Origin of the sequence: Sphingopyxis sp. (assembly GCF_036261875.1) — a bacterium.
In the GTDB taxonomy this organism is placed as follows: domain Bacteria; phylum Pseudomonadota; class Alphaproteobacteria; order Sphingomonadales; family Sphingomonadaceae; genus Sphingopyxis.
This window is the reverse complement of sequence record NZ_DATAJZ010000022.1, coordinates 37,292-56,995: the sequence shown is the minus strand read 5'-3', so window position 1 is coordinate 56,995 and position 19,704 is coordinate 37,292. Positions and strand designations below refer to the sequence as shown.

At 66.7% G+C, this 19,704-nt stretch carries 17 protein-coding genes; 9 read left to right on the top strand and 8 right to left on the bottom strand.

Going from position 1 to position 19,704, the window contains the following annotated elements; all coding sequences use genetic code 11:
* Positions 1 to 64: 64 nt before the first annotated feature.
* The 3 genes from VHO04_RS09575 to murI form a co-directional block, all read right to left on the bottom strand.
* Positions 65 to 754 carry a nitroreductase gene (locus tag VHO04_RS09575; protein ID WP_329628107.1) on the bottom strand — a complete coding sequence of 230 codons (690 nt, stop codon included), beginning with the start codon at positions 752 to 754 and terminating at the stop codon, positions 65 to 67.
* A complete protein-coding gene (gene hemA, locus VHO04_RS09570; RefSeq protein ID WP_329628106.1) occupies positions 751 to 1,971 on the bottom strand; it encodes a 5-aminolevulinate synthase in 1,221 nt (406 codons plus the stop codon). Before hemA ends, VHO04_RS09575 begins: the two co-directional genes overlap by 4 nt.
* A 112-nt stretch (positions 1,972 to 2,083) precedes the next feature.
* Positions 2,084 to 2,890 carry a glutamate racemase gene (gene murI, locus VHO04_RS09565; protein ID WP_329628105.1) on the bottom strand — a complete coding sequence of 269 codons (807 nt, stop codon included), beginning with the start codon at positions 2,888 to 2,890 and terminating at the stop codon, positions 2,084 to 2,086.
* A 288-nt stretch (positions 2,891 to 3,178) separates the two neighbouring features.
* On the opposite strand from murI, the gene plsY reads away from it, so the two are divergent.
* The 6 genes from plsY (at position 3,179) to VHO04_RS09535 (ending at position 11,505) form a co-directional block, all read left to right on the top strand.
* Positions 3,179 to 3,778 carry a glycerol-3-phosphate 1-O-acyltransferase PlsY gene (gene plsY / locus VHO04_RS09560; RefSeq protein WP_329628104.1) on the top strand — a complete coding sequence of 200 codons (600 nt, stop codon included), beginning with the start codon at positions 3,179 to 3,181 and terminating at the stop codon, positions 3,776 to 3,778.
* On the top strand, positions 3,775 to 4,860 hold the full coding sequence (gene dprA, locus VHO04_RS09555; RefSeq protein ID WP_329628103.1) for a DNA-processing protein DprA: 1,086 nt from the start codon (positions 3,775 to 3,777) through the stop codon (positions 4,858 to 4,860). Before plsY ends, dprA begins: the two co-directional genes overlap by 4 nt.
* A 115-nt stretch (positions 4,861 to 4,975) precedes the next feature.
* On the top strand, positions 4,976 to 6,514 hold the full coding sequence (locus VHO04_RS09550; RefSeq protein WP_329628102.1) for a VWA domain-containing protein: 1,539 nt from the start codon (positions 4,976 to 4,978) through the stop codon (positions 6,512 to 6,514).
* Between the two features lie 114 nt (positions 6,515 to 6,628).
* Positions 6,629 to 7,621 carry a hypothetical protein gene (locus tag VHO04_RS09545; protein ID WP_329628101.1) on the top strand — a complete coding sequence of 331 codons (993 nt, stop codon included), beginning with the start codon at positions 6,629 to 6,631 and terminating at the stop codon, positions 7,619 to 7,621.
* Between the two features lie 97 nt (positions 7,622 to 7,718).
* Positions 7,719 to 10,262 carry a type I DNA topoisomerase gene (gene topA / locus VHO04_RS09540; RefSeq protein ID WP_329628100.1) on the top strand — a complete coding sequence of 848 codons (2,544 nt, stop codon included), beginning with the start codon at positions 7,719 to 7,721 and terminating at the stop codon, positions 10,260 to 10,262.
* 121 nt (positions 10,263 to 10,383) lie between these two features.
* Positions 10,384 to 11,505 carry an alpha/beta fold hydrolase gene (locus tag VHO04_RS09535; RefSeq protein WP_329628099.1) on the top strand — a complete coding sequence of 374 codons (1,122 nt, stop codon included), beginning with the start codon at positions 10,384 to 10,386 and terminating at the stop codon, positions 11,503 to 11,505.
* A 142-nt stretch (positions 11,506 to 11,647) separates the two neighbouring features.
* Here the strand turns inward: VHO04_RS09535 and VHO04_RS09530 are convergent, their stop codons facing one another.
* The 4 genes from VHO04_RS09530 to lepB are packed head-to-tail and all read right to left on the bottom strand — an operon-like array spanning position 11,648 to position 14,461.
* The gene (locus VHO04_RS09530; RefSeq protein WP_329628098.1) at positions 11,648 to 11,986 is read right to left on the bottom strand and encodes a hypothetical protein; all 339 of its coding nucleotides are present in this window, start codon (positions 11,984 to 11,986) and stop codon (positions 11,648 to 11,650) included.
* A gap of 11 nt (positions 11,987 to 11,997) precedes the next feature.
* Positions 11,998 to 12,891, bottom strand: a complete 894-nt coding sequence (era, locus tag VHO04_RS09525; protein ID WP_297665362.1) for a GTPase Era — start codon at positions 12,889 to 12,891, stop codon at positions 11,998 to 12,000.
* Positions 12,888 to 13,571: a ribonuclease III gene (rnc, locus tag VHO04_RS09520; RefSeq protein ID WP_329628097.1), complete on the bottom strand. Its 684-nt coding sequence runs from the start codon at positions 13,569 to 13,571 to the stop codon at positions 12,888 to 12,890. Before rnc ends, era begins: the two co-directional genes overlap by 4 nt.
* Positions 13,568 to 14,461: a signal peptidase I gene (gene lepB / locus VHO04_RS09515; protein WP_329628096.1), complete on the bottom strand. Its 894-nt coding sequence runs from the start codon at positions 14,459 to 14,461 to the stop codon at positions 13,568 to 13,570. The genes rnc and lepB overlap by 4 nt, the downstream gene beginning before the upstream one ends.
* A gap of 115 nt (positions 14,462 to 14,576) precedes the next feature.
* Here lepB and pgi point away from each other — a divergent pair, with 115 nt between their 5' ends.
* The 3 genes from pgi (at position 14,577) to VHO04_RS09500 (ending at position 18,817) form a co-directional block, all read left to right on the top strand.
* Complete coding sequence (pgi, locus tag VHO04_RS09510) at positions 14,577 to 16,082, top strand: glucose-6-phosphate isomerase (protein WP_329628095.1); 1,506 nt, start codon at positions 14,577 to 14,579, stop codon at positions 16,080 to 16,082.
* A gap of 220 nt (positions 16,083 to 16,302) precedes the next feature.
* Positions 16,303 to 17,649 (top strand): glutathione-disulfide reductase, encoded by a 1,347-nt coding sequence (gene gor, locus VHO04_RS09505; protein ID WP_329628094.1) that lies wholly within the window; start codon positions 16,303 to 16,305, stop codon positions 17,647 to 17,649.
* Between the two features lie 151 nt (positions 17,650 to 17,800).
* The gene (locus VHO04_RS09500; RefSeq protein ID WP_329628093.1) at positions 17,801 to 18,817 is read left to right on the top strand and encodes an NAD-dependent epimerase/dehydratase family protein; all 1,017 of its coding nucleotides are present in this window, start codon (positions 17,801 to 17,803) and stop codon (positions 18,815 to 18,817) included.
* Between the two features lie 29 nt (positions 18,818 to 18,846).
* Here the strand turns inward: VHO04_RS09500 and VHO04_RS09495 are convergent, their stop codons facing one another.
* Positions 18,847 to 19,632 carry an SDR family oxidoreductase gene (locus VHO04_RS09495; RefSeq protein WP_329628092.1) on the bottom strand — a complete coding sequence of 262 codons (786 nt, stop codon included), beginning with the start codon at positions 19,630 to 19,632 and terminating at the stop codon, positions 18,847 to 18,849.
* Between the last annotated feature and the right edge of the window lie 72 nt (positions 19,633 to 19,704).

Here is a 19,704-nt window from a genome sequence, read left to right as displayed (position 1 = left end):
GATCCCGGCCTTCGCTAGGATGACGAGAAGGAGGGGCAGCGTTTCGGTCGAACCTGATGACGCTCTAATCGCCGAACCCCACGAACCGCACCGCCTCGTCGACGCGTTTGCGGTTCGACACCACCGCATTCGCCGGAAACGCCTCATCGGGCCAACCCATCGCGACGCAGATCATGATGACCTGATCGTCGGGGATGTGCGCCTGTTCGCGCACGACCGGGCTTTGCATGATGCCCTGGCTGTTGATCACGCAGCCGAGCCCGCGCGACCATGCGGCGTTGACGAGCGCGTTGGTCACCGCGCCGCAGTCGAACGGCGCGATGTCGCCGCCGAGCAGGACGCGGTCATAGGTGACGACGATGCTGACCGGCGCGTCGAACTGGCGGAACCCGCGCAGCACCCAGTCCTGCCGCGCGTCCTTGTCGTCGCGCGCAATCCCCATCGCGCCGAACAATTGCTTCGCGATCTCGATCTGCCGGGCGCGATGGTCGTCGGCGATGCCGTCGAAGCGGCGGAATTCGCGGCTGTCGGGCTTGCCCGCCAATATGCCTTCGGTGTTCCCCTTGCGAATCGCCTCCAGCGGCGCGCCGGTGACGACCGAGAAATTCCAGCACTGGTTGTTGAAGGAGGAGGGCGCGCGCATCGCGACCCCGATCACCTCGGCGATCAGCTCCTTCGGAACGGGCTTGTCGAGGAAGCCGCGGATCGAGCGGCGCCCCAGAACGACCTCGTCGTAACGCGGTGCTTCGCTCACGCCGCTTTCTGGAGCTCCAGTTCGAGCCGGTCCCAAATCTCGACGAGCGCTTCGGTGAGCTCGCGCATCATTGCCTCGTCGTGCGTCGGGCCGGGGGTGAAGCGCAGGCGTTCGGTGCCGCGCGGCACGGTCGGGAAATTGATCGGCTGGACGTAAACGCCATATTCGGCGAGCAAAATGTCGCTGATCTTCTTTGCGCGCACCGGGTCGCCGACCATCAGCGGGACGATGTGCGTCGTCGAATCCATCACCGGCAGGCCCGCATCCCGGAAGCTCTGCTTGAGATAGGCCGCCGCCGCCTGCTGTGCGTCGCGCTCGACGCTCGACTGCTTGAGGTGGCGCACGCTGGCAAGCACGCCCGCGACGAGCACCGGCGACAGGCTGGTCGTGAAGATGAAGCCGGGCGCATAGCTGCGGATCACGTCGATGATATTCTTGTCGGCGGCGATGTAACCGCCCATCACGCCGAACGCCTTGCCGAGCGTGCCTTCGATGATGTCGACGCGGTGCGCCGCCTCATCGCGGTCGGTGATGCCGCCGCCGCGCGGGCCGTACATGCCGACGGCGTGAACCTCGTCGCAATAGGTCAGCGCGTTATATTTCTCGGCAAGGTCGCAGACCGCGTGGATCGGGGCGATGTCGCCGTCCATCGAATAGACGCTCTCGAACGCGATGACCTTCGCCGCCTGCGGATCGTCGGCGGCGAGCAGTTCTTCCAGATGGTCGAGGTCGTTGTGCCGCCACACGCGCTTTTCGCAGCCCGAATTGCGGATGCCCGCGATCATCGAGGCGTGGTTGAGTTCGTCCGAATAGATGATGCAGCCGGGCAGCAGCTTGCCGAGCGTGCCGAGCGTCGCCTCGTTCGAGATATAGCCCGAGGTGAAGAGCAGCGCGCCCTCCTTGCCGTGCAGGTCGGCGAGTTCGGCCTCGAGGTCGATGTGATAATGGGTGTTGCCCGCGATGTTGCGCGTGCCGCCGGCGCCCGCGCCGACGTCGTGCAGCGCCTCTTCCATCGCGGCGACGACCTTGGGGTGCTGGCCCATCGACAGATAGTCGTTCGAACACCAGACGGTGATCGGCTTCGGCCCGTTGTGGCCCGCGAAGCAGCGCGCGTTCGGAAAGGCGCCCTTGTTGCGCAGGATGTCGATGAAGACGCGATAGCGTCCCTCTTCGTGCAGCCGGTCGATCGCGCGCGCGAAAATATCGTTATAGTTCACGTCTCAGCCCCGCATGTTGGCTTTTGGCGTCGCTCCCTCCGGCGACGCAGTGGGGGACGCAATACCGCCGAAAAACCGCGAAGGCCAGTGCGAACGATTCGCAGCAGATAGGTCAAATTGTCTCAATGCGGCCGATGCCATAGGGCGCGAGCGCGGCGATCGGCGGCGGCGGATGGACGTCGCTGCGCGTAAAGACCGCAATGCCGGGCGCGGCTTCGGCGGGCCAGGGCTGGCCTTCGGTGAGGTGTGCGATGCGCCGCGCGATGCCCGCCGCCCCGTCGATCAGGCGCACGTCCGGCCCCGCCGCGGCCTGCAATTCGGCCGACAATAGCGGGAAATGGGTGCAGGCGAGGACGATCACGTCCATCGCTTCGCCGCCGGGCTGGCTGCGCAGCCCCGCGATGGCGCGCTCCGCCGCGGCCGCATCGACCGGGCGCCCATTGAGCTTGTTTTCGGCCGCGGCGACGAGCGCGGGGCTGCCGTGGCGGAGCACGGACTTGCCCCCGGCGAATTTCGCGCTGAGGTCGTCGACATAGGGCTGGCGCACCGTCGCTTCGGTGCCGAGGACGCCGATCACGCCGGTTTTCGTCATCTCGGCGGCGGGCTTGATCGCTGGGACGGTGCCGACGATCGGCAGATCGAGCGCGGCGCGGACATGGGCGAGGGCGATCGTCGAGGCGGTGTTGCACGCGATCACCGCGAGCCGCGGCTGATAGCGCTCGACGAGCCGCCCGAGCAGCGCGGGAACGCGCGCCGCGAGTTCGTCGTCGCTCTTCTCGCCATAGGGCAGGCCGGCATAATCGGCGGCGTAGACGATCGGCGCGGTCGGCAGCAACGCGCGCGTCGGACCGAGGACGGTGAGGCCACCGAGGCCGCTGTCGAAGAAGAGAATGGGGGCATCGGGAGCGGGGATGGTCATCCGCGCCGGTTAGCAGGCGGCGGGGCGGTGCTCAATCGCTCGCGTCATCTTCATGGAATCGTCATTGCGAGCGCAGCGAAGCAATCCAGAGTAGCGTAAACCGCTCTGGATTGCTTCGCGTAGTTTATCCTGAGCGCCTGCAAGGCAGTCGAAGGGTTCGCAATGACGGCGTGTGGGTGACGCGGTTAAATACAGATGGTTGATCCATTCTGGCGATCATCCATCTCGAACCCGTTGATTGCATCGCCCAACATCGCCACACTGTGCCCGAACGGAGCAGGGGGTTTCATGACGATAATTTTGCTGGTCCTCGGGGGCTATCTGCTCGGCTCGATCCCGTTCGGCGTCATCCTGACGCGCCTGTCCGGCGCGGGCGACCTCCGGCAGATCGGGTCGGGCAATATCGGCGCGACCAATGTGCTGCGCACCGGGCGCAAGGGGCTGGCCGCGGCGACGCTGATCCTCGACGGGGCGAAGGGCGCGGCCGCGGTGCTGCTTGCGCGGCATTTCGTGCCCGGGCTCGGCGCCGACGCCGCGATGATTGCGGGCGCGGCGGCGATGATCGGTCATTGCTATCCGGTGTGGCTGACATTCCGCGGCGGCAAGGGGGTCGCGACCCTGCTCGGCCTGTCGCTGGCGCTCGCCTGGCCGATCGGGGTGATCTTCGCGCTCGTCTGGCTTGGCACCGCGCTGCTCAGCCGCATCTCGTCGCTCGGCGGGATGGCGGGGGCGGTCGCGGCGCCGATCGCCGCGTTCGCGCTGGGGCAGCAGACTTATGCGGTCGGGCTTGCCGCGCTCGCGGTCGTGGTGCTGTGGCGGCATCGCGAGAATATCGCGCGTCTGCGCGCGGGGACCGAGCCGCGGATCGGCGGAAAGAAGGACGCATGACCCACGCCGAGCGGATCGCGCGGCTGCGCCTGATCCGCACGCCGAATATCGGCCCGGTGAGCTGGCGCCAACTCCTGCAGCGCTTCGGTTCGGGTGAGGCGGCGCTCGACGCGCTGCCTGACCTGGCGCTACGCGGCGGCCGCGCGACGCTGCGGATCGCGTCGGCCGAGGCAGCCGAGTGCGAATGCGATCGCGTCGCTGAGCTCGGCGCCCGGTATCTCTTCATCGACGACGCCGATTATTCGCCGCTGCTGCGCGCGGCCGAGGGCGCGCCGCCGGTGCTGATCGTGCGCGGCGATAGCGCGATGCTCGCGCGTCCGTGCGTTGCGATCGTCGGCGCGCGCAACGCCTCGGCCATCGCCTGCCGTTTCGCGCGCCAGCTCGCCGCCGACCTCGCGGCGCGCGGCGTCACCGTGGTCAGCGGGCTGGCGCGCGGGGTCGATACGGCGGCGCATGTCGGCGCGCTCGGCGGCGCGACGGCGGGCGTGATCGCGAGCGGGATCGACATCGCCTTTCCGCCTGAAAATGCGGCCTTGCAGGAAAAGCTGGCCAGCGATCATCTGCTGATCGCCGAACAGCCGCCGGGCACCGAGCCGCTCGCGCGGCATTTCCCCGCGCGCAACCGCATCATTGCCGGGCTCGCGCACGGCACGGTGGTGATCGAGGCGGCGCCGAAATCGGGATCGCTGATCACGGCGCGGCGCGCGGGCGATTATGGGCGCGAAGTGATGGCGGTGCCGGGCTCGCCGCTCGACCCGCGCGCGCAGGGTTGCAATCTGCTGATCCGTGAAGGCGCGACATTGATCCAGACTGTCGACGATGTGCTGGAGGCGGTCGGGCCGATCGACACGCGGATGGCAAGAGAGCCGCGGCGCGATTTCGTTCCGGCGGTCGCGGCCGAACCGATGGGCGACGGCGATCGCGACGCGGTGGCGGGTCTGCTCGGCCCGACGCCGGTGGCGGTCGACGAACTCGTCCGGCAGTCGGGCCGGCCCGCCGCCGCGGTGCAGCTCGTCCTGCTCGAACTCGAACTGGCGGGGCGGATCGAGCGGCACGCGGGCGCGCGGATTTCGCTGCTGTGATCGCCCGCACTGCCTGCCAAGCCCCGGTAATATAACGACTCGTCCCGGTTCAGCCATCGTTCAGCGGTGCGCCGACAGGTTGATGATATTGTATCTCATGCCGGGGAGATAGACGATGCGAAGCCGATATTTGACGGGTGTGACGATGGTCGCGGTGCTGGCCTCGGCGCCCGCTCCGCTGCCGGTGGCGATCGCGCAGGCGCGGGCCGCCGATGGCCAGCAGGGCTTTTGCCGCAACGCCGCCCCGCTGCCGCGCCTTGGCCCGGAAGTGGCGCCACGTCCGCAGCAGGACGACAGGCGATATGCGAGTGATCGCGTCGAGCGCGACCGCGCCGAGGTGGAGATCGATGCACCGCCTCCGCCGCCCCCTCCGCCGCCAGCGCCGCCTCCACCGCCGGTGATGGCGGCGCCCGTCGAAGCCGTTGCCGATGTCGCGGTCAGCGGATCGGCGGTCGGTGCAAGCGAACGCTCGGTCGTGCGCCCCGGTCCCTATCCGCCGCCGGTGCCGGGCCCCTATCCGCGCCCGCGGCCGCAATCGGGCATCCTCACCGCGGGCGAGCATGACGATCTGCTCAATCCCGAACTCTATGCCGCCTATGTGAACCGCAGCGGCGATCTGGGGCAGGAGGTTCGTGACCTGCCGCGCGTCGACACGATGCGTGTCGTCACCGTCAAGGTGAACGACCGCAGCGGCCAGCCGATCCCCTTCGCCGATGTCATCGTGACGTGCAGCGACGGCAACAGCATCACCATGGCGACGCAGGCCGACGGCAGCGCGGTCTTCTTTCCCGGCCTCGACCGGCTGAGCGATCGGATCACCGTGTCGGCGAAGCAGGCCGGGCGCACCATCGCCGATGCGCGGCCCGTGCTCGTCGCCGACGCGCCGGGCGGCCAGACGGTCGGGCTGACCGCGAACCAGACGGCCACGAAAGCGACGAAGCTCGACCTGATGCTCGTCGTCGACACCACGGGCAGCATGGGCGACGAGATCCGCTATCTTCAGTCCGAACTGCGCTCGATCATTTCGTCGATCACCGCCAAGCATCGCGACCTCGACATCCGCGTCGGCTTCGTCTTCTACCGCGACCTCGGCGACGACTATGTCACGCGCACCGTCGCTTTCGACCGCGATATCGGGCGCGCGCAGGGCGTGCTCGCGCAGCAGGACGCGAACGGCGGCGGCGACTATCCGGAAGCGATGGACCAGGCGATGATCCGCGCTGTCGGGCAGGACTGGCGCCCCGATGCGGTGAAATCGCTGCTGCTCGTCGCCGACGCGCCGCCGCACGACGACCTGTTCGGGCAGACGTGGGCGGCGGCCGAAGCGGCGCGCGCGAAACGCATCCACATCACCCCGGTCGCCGCGTCGGGCGTCGCCGACAAGGCCGAATATGCGATGCGCGCGATGGCGGCGGCGACCCAGTCGCGCTATCTGTTCCTGACCGACGACAGCGGCGTCGGCAATCCGCACGCGCCGCCGGCGATCGACTGCTACCTCGTCACCCGCCTCGACGCGCTCGTCCGCCGGGTGATCGACAGCCAGATCAGTGGCCGCCGTATCGAGCCGAACGATAAGGAGATCATCCGCAGCGTCGGCAAATATGACGCGGGCAAATGCATCCTGCCCGCTGATTTCCGGTGGCAGAACCAGTAGGGAATTGACTCGCCCCCGCATCTGACCGATGCGGGGGCGTGGGTTGCTTCGATTAACCTCTCGCTTCGGTTGGTAGGGTCGGCTGACAGGGGGAGGGGTCGGAGGATATGACCCATGAGAAAATTGCTGTCGGCCGCCGCCGCGCTGGCGCTGCTGGCCCAGCCCGCCATCACCTTCGCCAAGGACCGGGAGCCGGTCAAGATATCGGGCCCGGCGAACGCGAAGGGCGTCACCAGCGTCGCCATCGGCGCCTTCAACGTCGGCTTCATCTTCGAATCGATCGACCAGACCGCAGCGTCGGGTGGCCTGATGGGCGCGTTCGGTGGCACGACCAAGGCCAAGAGCGAACTGGTCGGCGTGACGCCCGAAATGATGCAGATGATCACCGACGCCGCCTATGCCGATTTCGTGTCGCAACTAACCGCGGGCGGCTATGCGGTGCAGCCCGCTGCCGACCTGTTCGGCCATGCGGCGCTCGCCAAGACCAAGTCGCAGGACGTGCCGCTCGACATCAACATCGCGCTCGAAAAGGGCAGCAAGGGCAAGGCGACCTATTTCAAGCCGACCGAACTGCCCTCGCTGTTGATGGTGCCAGGCGACTTCCTCGGATCGGGGATGAGCAGCATGGGGATCAACATGGCCGCGGGGCAGGCGAGCTATGCGCTGTCCAGCTATGCCAAGGACGCCGGGGTCGGGGTGATCGACGTCGTCTATCTGATCGATTTTTCGCAGCAGAAGCACCCCGGCGCGTTCAGTTTCGGCGGGTTGCAGGTCAACAGCGCGCTGTCGGTCAGCGCCGACTATTCGCGCATGACGCTGATCGCGCCGAGCGGCAAGCAGGCGGTGATCACCGTGAAGGCGCCGGTCGCGGTCGAAGGCGAATTCATCGAAAAGAGCGATGCGTCGAGCGGCACCGACAAGGCATTGCAGTCGGGCGCGAACGTCGCGGGCGGCGTCGCCGCGGCGATGGGCTTCGGCGGGCTCCGCTTCGGCAAGACGCGCAAGTTCGCCTTCACCGCCAAGCCCGGCAATTACGAGGAGGGCGCCGCGAAGGCCGCCAGCCTTGCGAGCGAGATGCTGTTGGGGCGGCTGAGCGCGCTGCGTTGACCTCGACGCGGGCGCTCCCTAAATCCGCTTGACGGAGGGCTGGAGCGCCCGCCACCCTCGCGCGTGTACGTGAGAGTAATCGGGGAACGAATTTTCAATGCAATTGGTGATTGTGGAATCGCCCGCCAAGGCGAAGACGATCGAGAAATATCTCGGCCGTGATTTCAAGGTGCTGGCAAGCTATGGCCACGTCCGTGACCTGCCGCCCAAGGACGGCTCGGTCGACCCGGACGACGGCTTTGCGATGCAGTGGCAGCTTTACCCCGACAAGGCGAAGCGGCTGAAGGATATTCAGGACGCGGCGAAGCAGGCCGACCGCCTGATCCTCGCGACCGACCCCGATCGCGAGGGTGAGGCGATCAGCTGGCATGTGCAGGAATTGCTGCGCAGCAAAAAGGCGCTGCCGCAAACCGTCGATCGCGTGACCTTCAACGCGATCACCAAGCAGGCGGTGACCGATGCGATGGCGCATCCGCGCGCGCTCGACGACGATCTGATCGACGCCTATCGCGCGCGCCGCGCGCTCGACTATCTCGTCGGTTTCACGCTGTCGCCGGTGTTGTGGCGCAAGCTGCCCGGCGCGAAATCGGCGGGCCGCGTCCAGTCGGTGACGCTGCGCATGATCGTCGAGCGCGAGCGCGAGATCGAGGCTTTTGTTGCGCAGCAATATTGGTCGGTGACCGGGCTGTTCGAGATGAGCGGCACCCCCTTCAAGGCGCGGCTCGCGCGCTGGCGCGGCGACAAGATCGAGCGGCTGTCGATCGGCACCGAGGCCGATGCGCGCGCCGCCGAAGCCGATGTGAAGGCCGGCCATTTCACCGTCGACACGGTCGAGACCAAGCCGCTGACGCGCAACCCGCCGCCACCGTTCACCACCTCGACCCTGCAACAGGAGGCCGCGCGCAAGCTCGGCTTCTCGGCCAGCCACACGATGCGCGTCGCGCAGGACCTCTATGAGGACGGCGCGATCACCTATATGCGAACCGATGGCGTCCAGATGGACGGCAGCGCGATCAGCGCCGCGCGCCGTGCGATCGCCGATCGCTACGACGGCGGCTATGTCCCCGACAAGCCGCGGCAATATCAGACCAAGGCGAAGAATGCGCAGGAAGCGCACGAGGCGATCCGCCCGACCGATTTCGGCAAGGACAAGGTCGGCGGCGGCGATCATGCGCGGCTCTACGAGCTGATCTGGAAGCGCGCGCTGGCGAGCCAGATGGCGTCGGCGCGGCTCGAACGCACCAGCGTCGACCTGTCGGACGGCACCGGCAAGACGGTGCTGCGCGCGACGGGGCAGGTGGTGAAATTCCCCGGCTTCCTCGCGCTCTACGACGAAGGCCGCGACGACGCTGAGGATGAGGATGCGCGCCTGCTTCCCGCGATGAGCAAGGGCGACGCGCCCGCGAAGACCGGCGTCGAGGTCGAAAAGCACGAAACCCAGCCGCCGCCGCGCTATTCGGAAGCGAGCCTCGTCAAGAAGATGGAGGAGCTCGGCATCGGGCGCCCGTCGACCTATGCCTCCATCCTGCAGGTTCTCAAGGACCGCGCCTATGTGCGCGTCGAGAAGAACCGCTTTCTTCCCGAGGAGAGCGGACGGCTGCTGACTGCGTTTCTCGAACGCTTCTTCAATCGCTACGTCGAATATGATTTCACCGCCGGGCTCGAGGAAGAGCTCGACGACGTATCGGGTGGCCGTGCGCAATGGCAGGCGGTACTCGAGAGCTTCTGGCGCGACTTCAAGCCGCGCACCGGCGAGGTGATGGAGCAGAAGCCGTCGGAGATCACCGCGGCGCTCGATGAGTTCCTTGGCCCTTATCTCTTCCCGGACAAGGGCGACGGCAGCGACCCCAGGCTCTGCCCCAATTGCGGCACCGGGCGGCTCGCGCTGCGCGGCGGCAAGTTCGGGCCGTTCATCGCGTGCAGCAATTATCCCGAGTGCAAATATACGCGCAAATTCGCGCAGCCGGGCGGCAATGGCGAGGCCGACACCGGGCCGGAGACGATGGGCACCGACCCCGAAAGCGGGCTGGAGGTGACAAAGCGCAGCGGCCGTTTCGGGCCCTATATCCAGCTCGGCGAGGGCAAGGAGGCGAAGCGCTCGTCGATCCCCAAGGACATTCCGGCCGAGGATTTCGATCTCGATTATGCGCTGCGGCTGCTGAGCCTGCCGCGCGAGGTCGGGGTGCATCCCGAAAGCGGCAAGCCGATCCTCGCGGGACTGGGGCGCTATGGCCCCTATCTGTTGCATGACGGCAAATATGGCAAGCTGACGGGCACCGCCGAAATCTTCGACATCGGGATGAATGCCGCGGTCGTCCGCATCGCCGAAGCGGCAAACGGCGGCGGGCGCGGGCGGGCCAAGGTCGAACCGCTCAAGACCTTCGGCGCGCATCCGACGAGCGGCGGCGAGATGAAGCTGATGGCCGGGCGCTTCGGCCCCTATGTGACCGACGGCACGACCAATGCGACGCTGCCCAAGACGATCGAACCCGATGCGCTGACCGAAGAGGAAGCGGTCGCGCTGATCGACGCGCGCGCGGCCAAGGGGCCGGCCAAGGGCAAGAAGAAGGCGGCGCCGAAGAAGAAGGCCGCCGCCAAGAAGGCGCCGGCGAAGAAGAAGGCGGCGGCAAAGAAGGAATAGGTCATCCCGGCGAAGGCCGGGATCTCGATGCGGCATTGTGACGCACCGGCGAGATCCCGGCCTTCGCCGGGATGACGATTATATCTTGGCATGTTAGGGTGACGCACCGGGAGGTATTTCGATGCGTCATCTGCTTGCCTTGTCGCTCGCCCTTCTTTCAAGTCCCGCCGCCGCGCAGCAGGTCGGGACGCTCGTTTCCGCAGATCCCGTCGCCGAGACGCCGCCCGGCACGCAGGCGTGGCGTATCCGCTACTGGACCGCGAACCAGGACGGCCAGCGGCAGGAGGTGACCGGCATGATCGTCGCACCGCGCGAGGCGGTGCCCGCGCAGCCGCGCCGCGTTATCGCCTGGGCGCATGGCACCTCGGGGGTAGCGCAGAAATGCGCGCCGTCGAACAATCCCGCTTTCTTCGCTTCGAACCCGATGGTCGAGGCGATGGCGCGGCGCGGCTATGTCGTCGCGGCGCCCGACTATCCGGGGCTCGGCAGCGCGATGCCGCATCCCTATCTGGTCGGCGCCGATACCGCCCATTCGGTGCTCGATGCGGTGCGTGCGGCGCGGGCGATTCCGGGCGCGGCGGCGGGCACGCGCTTCGCGGTCTGGGGCGAATCGCAGGGCGGTCATGCCGCGCTGTGGACCGCGATTTCGGCGCGCGACTATGCGCCCGACCTGACGCTGATCGGCACCGCGGCCGCCGTTCCGCCGACCGATCTCGCCGCCAATATGCGGCAGGCGAGCGATCCCAATGCGCGCGCCCTGCTGCTCGCCTTCACGCTGCATAGCTGGTCCGAGCGCTTCGGCTACTCGCTCGATGCTTTCACCAATAAGGCGACGCAGGGCGTCATCCACCGCCTTGCCGAAAACAACTGTATCGATGTCGATAATAAGCCGAAACTTGGTACGATCCTCGGCATGTTGGCGGTGCGACAGGCGGTCCAGAAGAAGGATGTGACCCGGATGGAGCCGTTCGCCAGGGCGATGCGCGCGAACAGCATCGACCCGGCGCGCGTTCCGGGGCCGCTGCTGATCTCGCAGGGAAGCAAGGATACGCTGGTCGCGCCGGCGGTGACGCGCGCCTTCGCGAAGGCGGTGTGCAAGCGCCGCACGGCCGTCCGCTGGATCGAGATTCCCGGTGGCAGCCACATCGACGGCGCGCGTGGTCCGCGAACCGACGAGACGCTCGACTGGATCGACGCCCGCTTTGCAGGACAGGCGCCGCCGGACGATTGCCGGCGGATTTAGAGCGACGAGCCTTTAATCTGACCCAACGTCCCGTTCGTGTCGAGCGTAGTCGAGACACCCATCGGTGTAACGCAAGGTCGATGGGTGTCTCGACTACGCTCGACACGAACGGAATTGAGGCTGTGCTATTTCGCCCGGTATCCTATCCCGCGCAGGGCGGATCGGCGGGGCGGAAATCATGCTGGCTCACATTGTCGTGGCGGACGAGGCGGATTTTCGAACCGGGGTGGCAGGGCGTGCCGCTCGGCAGCACGACCACGGCCTCCTGCGCTTCGCCAAGGCGCACGGTCGCGCGCGGCTTGCCGTTCGCGGTGTCGATGCGCTCGACCTCGCCGCTCACCAGATGGTCCTTGTTTTCGCGCGCGATCAGATTGCGTTCGGTGAGGACGATCAGCACCGCGGCGATCGCCAGATACCACATCCAATATTTGAGGACGCCGCGCAGGCGGTCGGCGGGGGTGTTGAACGGATCGTGCGCCATCTTGCTTCCCCTCAATCGACCCAGTCGAGACCCATGTCGCGATAAACGCCGCGGTCCTCGTCCCAGTTTTCCTTGACCTTCACGTGCAGGAACAGGTGGACCTTGCGACCCATCAGCTCGGTCAGCTCGGCGCGCGCGCGGGCGCCGATTTCCTTGATCCGGCTGCCGCCCTTGCCAAGCACGATCGCGCGCTGGTTGTCGCGCGCGACGAATATCTGCTGGTGGATTTCGGCGCTGCCGTCGGGGCGCGTCTTGAACAGCTCGGTCTCGACCGTCGACTGATAGGGGAGTTCCTCGTGAAGCTGGCGGTAAAGCTGCTCGCGGGTGATCTCGGCCGCGAGCATCCGCTCGGGCGCGTCGCTGACCTCGTCCTCGGGGAAATGCCACGGCCCCTCGGGCATCAGCGCGGCGAGATGCGCCTTGAGTTCGGGCACCCCGTCGCCGCTGCTCGCGGCGATGAAGAAGGTCTCGTCGAACGCCAGCCGCGCGTTGAGCTCGGTCGCGATGGTGAGCAGTTTGTCCTTGCGGGTCAGGTCGACCTTGTTGAGGACGAGGAATTTCTTCTCGGGCCGGTTCGCGACGCCTTCGAGCACGCGCTCGACGCGGCCCGTCAGCTTTGCCGCGGCGTCGACCATGACGAGGATCGCCTCGGCCTCCTCGAGGCTCCCCCACGCGGCGGCGACCATCGCGCGGTCGAGGCGGCGCGTCGGTGCGAAGATGCCCGGCGTGTCGATCAGGACGATCTGTGCGTCGTCCGCCATCGCGACGCCCATCAGCCGGGTGCGCGTCGTTTGCGCCTTGGGGCTGACGATCGCGACCTTTTGGCCGACGAGCGCGTTGACGAGCGTCGACTTGCCCGCGTTGGGGGCGCCGACGACGGCCACGAAACCGCAGCGCTGGGTCATTTCGCTTCTTCCTGTATCAATCGTTCGAGCAGCGCGGTCGCGGCGGCCTTTTCGGCCGCTTGCTTCGACGCGCCTTCGCCTTCGGCCTCGGCGAGCTTGCCCACCGCCACCGCGACGCGAAAGCGCGGGGCATGGTCGGGGCCTTCGCGGCGGACGAGGCGATATTCGGGGGGCTTGCGCTTGCGAGCGAGCGCCCATTCCTGAAGCGCCGCCTTGGGATGCTTGGGTGCGGCGACCTGGCCGTCGATCATGTCGCCCCATTTGGCGACGATGAAAGCCCGCGCGGCTTCCTCGCCGAGATCGAGCCAGATCGCGCCAAGCAACGCCTCCAGAACATCGGCGGCGATATTGTCGCTGTGCCGCCCGCCGTCGCCGATCGCCTGGCTGCCGAAATGGACGTGCGCGTTGAGGTCGAGCCGCTGCGCGATCGCCGCGCAGGTTTCCCCCGACGCCAGTGCATGCAGCCGCGACGACAGTTCGCCTTCGGCGGCTTTCGGGAAGCGGCGGAAGAGTTCGGACGCGATCACCAGCCCGAGCACGCGGTCGCCGAGGAATTCGAGCCGCTGATAATCGCCCGCGCCGCTGCTGCCGTGGGTCAGCGCCTCATGGTAAAGCGCGAGGTTGCGGGGGTCGGCGCCGGTCAGGGCCGCGATCGTCGCCGCGGACGGCCGTTCGCTCAAAAGCCGTCCCCGATCCGGCTCCACCGCGCGGCGGTGAACCAGCTTATCGGATTGAACCAGCTTGCCGACCCGTCGGTCGAAAACATGCCGACAAGCGCGTGGCCGACGAGATTCTTTTCGGGGACGAGACCGATGCCGCCATTTTCCTCCGCGGGGAAACGGCTGTCGGCGCTGCGGTCGCGGTTGTCGCCCATCAGGAACAGATGCCCCTCGGGCACGGTGACCAGGGGGGTGTTGTCCTGCGCGATCGACGTGATGTCGAGGATCGCATAGCTTTTGCCGCTGGGCAGCGTTTCCTTGAACTGCGGGTAGCGGCATTCGCGCTGGCCAGCCGCGGTGACTTCCTCGAACTGCGGGGCGTAGCAGGGCAGGGTGCCGGTGGTGCGCGACGCGTCGATCATATTCTGCGTCACCGGGATGACGAAATCGGCCATCGGCTCGCGCTTCAGCGGCTTGCCGTTCAGCCAGACGATGCCGTCGCGGACCTGGACCGTGTCGCCGGGAAGCCCGATCACGCGCTTGATATAGTCGTTGTCGTTGACCGGCGGCGCCTTGAACACGACGACGTCGCCGCGATCGGGCGTGCGCGCGAAAATGCGGCCCGGAATCAGCGGAACGCTGAACGGCAGGCTGTATTTCGAATAGCCATAGGCCATCTTGTTCACGAGCAGATAGTCGCCGATGAGCAGGCGCGGCTGCATCGATTCCGACGGAATGTTGAAGGGCGACAGGAAAAAGCTGCGGAAAATCAGCACCGCAACCGCGAGCAGCGCAAGAAAGCGGATCGTGTCGACCGCCTCTTCCTTGGCCGAGAGGGGCGTGGGTTCGGGCTTGGCCGGGCTGGGGTCGGCCGCGGGCGAATTATCGGCGGTAAAGCTGGCGTCGGTCATGCCGCGCATTGGCGACGAATAGGTCTGCACGTCAAGCGAATATCGGCGGATGGCGCTGGCGCGGGGACCGCGGCGGGCTTATGAAAGTCCCGATCAAGGACATAAGGAAGCACCGATGACCACCCCATCCGAAGCGTGGCAAGCGCTCGCCGACTGGCAGCCGCAAACCCTCTCCGATCTCGTCGCCGCCGATCCCGAGGCGCGGCTCGATGCACTGGTGCGGAGCGTCGCCGACATCCGGTTCGACTTCGCCAAGACCCATCTCGACGATCGCGCGGTTGCGATTCTGGCTGGCCTTGCGGTGGCGCAGGATTTCGCGGGCCGCCGCAAGACGCTGTTTTCGGGCGGCATCGCCAATCCGACCGAAGATCGCGCCGCCGAACATAGCGCCGAGCGCGGCGAAGGGGCGCCTGAATCCGTCCATATCGCGCAGGCGCTGCACCAGCGGATGCGGATGATGATCGACGCGATCGAGGCGGGTGCTTTCGGCGAAATCCGCCACCTGCTGCATATCGGCATCGGCGGCTCGGCGCTCGGCCCCGACCTGCTCGTCGATGCGCTGGGGCGGCACAGCGGGCGCTATGACGTCGCAGTCGTCTCCAACGTCGATGGCGCGGCGCTGGCCGAAGCCTTCGCGAAGTTCGACCCCCAATATACGCTCGTCGCGGTCGCGTCGAAGACCTTCACCACCACCGAGACCTTGCTCAACGCCAATTCGGCGCTGCAATGGCTGGACGAGGCGGGCGTCGACGATCCGCTCGGCCGCTTCGTCGCGCTCACCGCCAATCCCGACAAGGCGATGGAGTGGGGGATCGACGAGACGCGTATCCTGCCGTTCAGCGAGACGGTCGGCGGGCGCTATTCGCTCTGGTCGTCGATCGGCTTTCCCGCGGCGCTCGCGCTCGGCTGGGACGCCTTCGCCGACCTGCTCGAGGGGGCGGCCGAGATGGACCGGCATTTCCGGCTGACCGATGGCGCGGACAATATCTGCCTGCTCGCGGCCTTCGCCGATCAGCTTTATGCCAACCGGCTCGGTTGTCAGACGCGCGCGGTCTTCGCCTATGACGAACGGCTGCGGCTGCTGCCCGCCTATCTGCAACAGCTCGAAATGGAATCGAACGGCAAGTCGGTGACGCTGGATGGCGCGCCGCTCGGCCGCCTGAGCGCCGCGATCACCTGGGGCGGGGTCGGCACCGACGCGCAACACGCGGTGTTCCAGCTGCTCCATCAGGGCACGCACCTGACCCCGGTCGAATTCGTCGTCGCGCGCGAGCCTGACCATTTGCTCGACGATGCGCATCATGAAACGCTCGTCGCCAACTGCATCGCGCAGGGCGCGGCGCTGATGACGGGCCGCGCGAGCGACGACGGCGCGCGCGCCTATCCGGGAAATCGTCCCTCGACGACGATCCTGCTCGATCAGGTCAGCCCACGCAGCCTGGGCGCGCTGATCGCCTTCTACGAGCATCGCGTCTTTGCCAACGCCGTGCTGCTCGGCATCAACCCGTTCGACCAGTTCGGCGTCGAGCTGGGCAAGGAGATGGCGAAAGGGCTGGCCGAGGGAACGGTGGAGTTCGACCCCGCGACGCAGGCGCTGATGCAGGCGGCGCTGGGGGAATAGCCCTACATCCGTCATTGCGAGGAGCCGAAGGCGACGCGGCAATCTCCAGCCATCGGCCTTGCGCAAGACCGATGGCTGGAGATTGCTTCCCCCGGCTTTCGCCGGGGTCGCAATGACGCTGTGGTTCACGCTGAACGCAAAATTCGATTGGCAAGCTGCCGCCGCGTAACCACATAGGCGACCGTCGCGAATAGCGGCCTGTCCATGTCAGGGGTAATCCATGAGCGATTTCGACTACGACCTTTTCGTCATCGGCGCCGGATCTGGCGGCGTCCGCGCCTCGCGCGTCGCGGCATCGCACGGCGCGCGTGTCGCGGTGGCGGAGGAGTATCGGGTCGGCGGCACCTGCGTCATCCGCGGCTGCGTGCCCAAGAAATTGCTCGTCTATGGCGCGCATTTCGCCGAGGATATCCACGACGCGCGCAAGTTCGGCTGGGACGTGTCCGACTGCACCTTCGACTGGCGGGTTCTGCGCGACAATGTGCTCGCCGAGGTCAACCGGCTCGAAGGGCTTTACGGCCAGACGCTCGACAACCACAAGGTCACGCTGTTCCGCACGCGCGCGACCGTGATCGGCCCGCAAAAGGTGCGGCTCGCCGACGGGCAAGAACTGACCGCCGAGCGCATATTGATTGCGACCGGTGGCTGGCCGCACGTTCCTGAATTTCCGGGCAGCGACCATGCGATCACCTCGAACGAGGTCTTTCACCTCGACACGCTGCCGAAGCGGATCGTGATCGCGGGGGGCGGCTATATCGCCAACGAGTTCGCGGGCATCTTCAACGAATTCGGCAGCAAGGTCACGATCGTCAATCGCGGCGACACCATCCTGCGCGGCTATGACGAGCAGATCCGCGACCGCCTGCTCCAGATTTCGATGACCAAGGGCATCGACTTCAAATTCAACGCGCCGTTCCGGTCGATCGAAAAGAGTGAGGACGGTTCGCTCACCGTTCACCTCGACAATTGCGAGCCGATCGAGGCCGATGCGGTGCTGATGGCGACCGGCCGCGTGCCGAACACGAACGGGCTCGGACTGGAAGCGATCGGCGTGGAGCTCGACGCACAGGGCGCGATCAAGGTCGATGCGGCGAACCAGTCGTCGGTGCCGAGCCTCTATGCGGTCGGCGACGTCACCAACCGCATCCAGCTCACCCCGGTGGCAATCCGTGAGGGACAGGCCTTTGCGGACTCGGTGTTCGGCGGCAAGCCGACGCGCGTCGATTACGCGAACGTCCCGAGCGCGGTGTTCAGCCATCCGCCGATCGGCGCTGTGGGCATGACCGAAGCGCAGGCGCGCAATGAGCTGGGCTCGGTGCGCATCTACACCAGCGATTTTCGCGCGATGAAGAATGTCCTCGCCGGGCGCAACGAGCGTGCACTCTACAAGATGGTGGTCAATGAAGCGACCGATCAGGTCGTCGGCCTCCACATGATCGGCCCCGACGCGCCCGAGATATTGCAGGCGGCCGCAATCGCGGTGAAGGCCGGGCTGACCAAGGCCGATTTCGATGCGACGGTCGCGCTGCATCCCAGCATGGCCGAAGAACTGGTGCTGATGAAGTAAAGCCACAGGTACGTCATCCCGGCGAAGGCCGGGATCTCGCCGTCGCGTCGTTCCGCAAGGGTGGGATCCCGGCCTTCGCCGGGATGACGAATGGAGCGTGTGGGTGAGCAATCCATCTGCTATGCTGCTCCCATTGCAGGGGAGCGGACAGATGGCAGGCACGGCACTGGTCACCGGCGGCAGCGGCTATATCGCAGGCTTCCTGATCCGGCAGTTGGTCGAGAATGGCTGGACGGTCCACATGACCGTCCGCAGCCTTATGCGCGAAAGCGAGGTTCGCGGGTGGCTGAACGTCCCCGCCGATAAACTCCGCTTCTTCGCTGCCGATCTCGAACAGGATGCCGGCTGGGCCGAGGCGATGGCGGGGTGCAGCCATGTCGCGCATGTCGCGTCGCCCTTTCCGCTCGGGGTGCCGAAGCACGCCGACGAGCTGATCGTGCCCGCGCGCGAGGGAGCGCTCCGCGCGCTGCGCTTCGCCAAGGCGGCAGGGGTGACGCGGTTCGTCCTCACCTCCTCGATGGCGGCGATCGCTTATGGTCACGGCGACGGCGGCGGCATCTATAGCGAAGTCGACTGGACCAACCTCGATAACCCCGGCGTCATGCCCTATCCGCGCTCGAAGACGGTCGCCGAGCGCGCCGCGCGCGACTGGGTGGCGACCGAGGGCGGCGCTATGGAATTCGCCTCGGTCAACCCCGCCGCGGTGTTCGGACCGCTGCTGTCGGACGATCTGTCGACCTCGATCGAGCTGGTGAAGCAGCTTCTGGAAGGCAAGGTGCCGATGTGCCCCGACATCGGTTTCGGCATCATCGACGTGCGCGACGTCGCCGACCTTCACTATCGCGCGCTGACCGCGCCTGGCATCCGCGACGAGCGCTATGTCTGCTCGGGCCCGTTCCTGAAGATGATCGACGTCGCGAACATCCTCAGCGCGAACCTCGGCGAACAGGCAAGGAAGGTGCCGACGCGCCGGATGCCCGATTGGCTGCTCAAGCTGTTCGCGCTGGTGCGCCCCGAACTCAAGCAGCTCGTCGCCGAACTCGGCAATGTCCGCGGCGGCGACAGCCGCCATGCGATGGATACGCTCGGCTGGACGATGCGTCCGCCCGAGGAGGCGATCCTCGCGACGGCGCACAGTCTGATCGAGCGGGGGATCGTGAAAGGGTGATTTCCCTCCCGCGAGCGGGAGGGAAAACGTTATGCGATCGTCGGAATAATGCCGCCTTCGGCGCGGATCGCGGCGCCGTTGGTGACCGCGGCCAGCGGGCTCGCGAGGTAGGTCACCAGCGCCCCGATCTCGTCGGCCTCGATCAGGCGGCGGATCAGAGACAGCGGACGCATTTCGTCAAAGAACGCCTTTTCGCGTTCGGCTTCGGAGGCATCGGGGTTCGACACGACCGACCGAATGAAATCGACGATCCCTTCGGAGCGCGTCGGGCCGGGCATCACGGTGTTGACGGTGACGTCCGTCCCGCGCGTCTGTTCGGCAAGACCGCGCGCGATCGCGAGCTGGGCGGTCTTGGTCGTCCCGTAATGCACCATCTCGGCAGGCGGCAGCAGACCGCTCTCGCTGGCAATGAAGATCACGCGGCCCCAGTTGTTCTCGAGCATCTTGGGAAAATAGTGGCGTGCCAGACGCGCGCCGCTCACGACATTGACCTCGAAAATATGGTGCCAGTCGGCGTCGCTGATCTCGGTGAAAGGCTTGGCTTCATAGATGCCGAGATTGTTGACGAGAATATCGACTGCGGGAACCGCAGCGATCAGCGTTTCGGCGCCTTCTGCGGTGGCCGGATCGGCAAGGACGGCGCTAATTTTACCCGAAGCGGCCAGTTCGGCGGCCGCTTCGTCGAGTTTCTGTCGATTGCGTCCGGTGATGACGACCTCCACGCCTTCCTCGGCGAGGTGCCTGGCGATCGCGAAACCGATACCGGCGGTCGATCCGGTAACGAGAGCGGTCTTGCCCTTGAGTTTCAGATCCATGGGAAATCCTTTCGTGTCTGCTGCTGTTCGATGGGCCGAAGATAGCGTTGCGCGCCATTGTTGATTAGAATG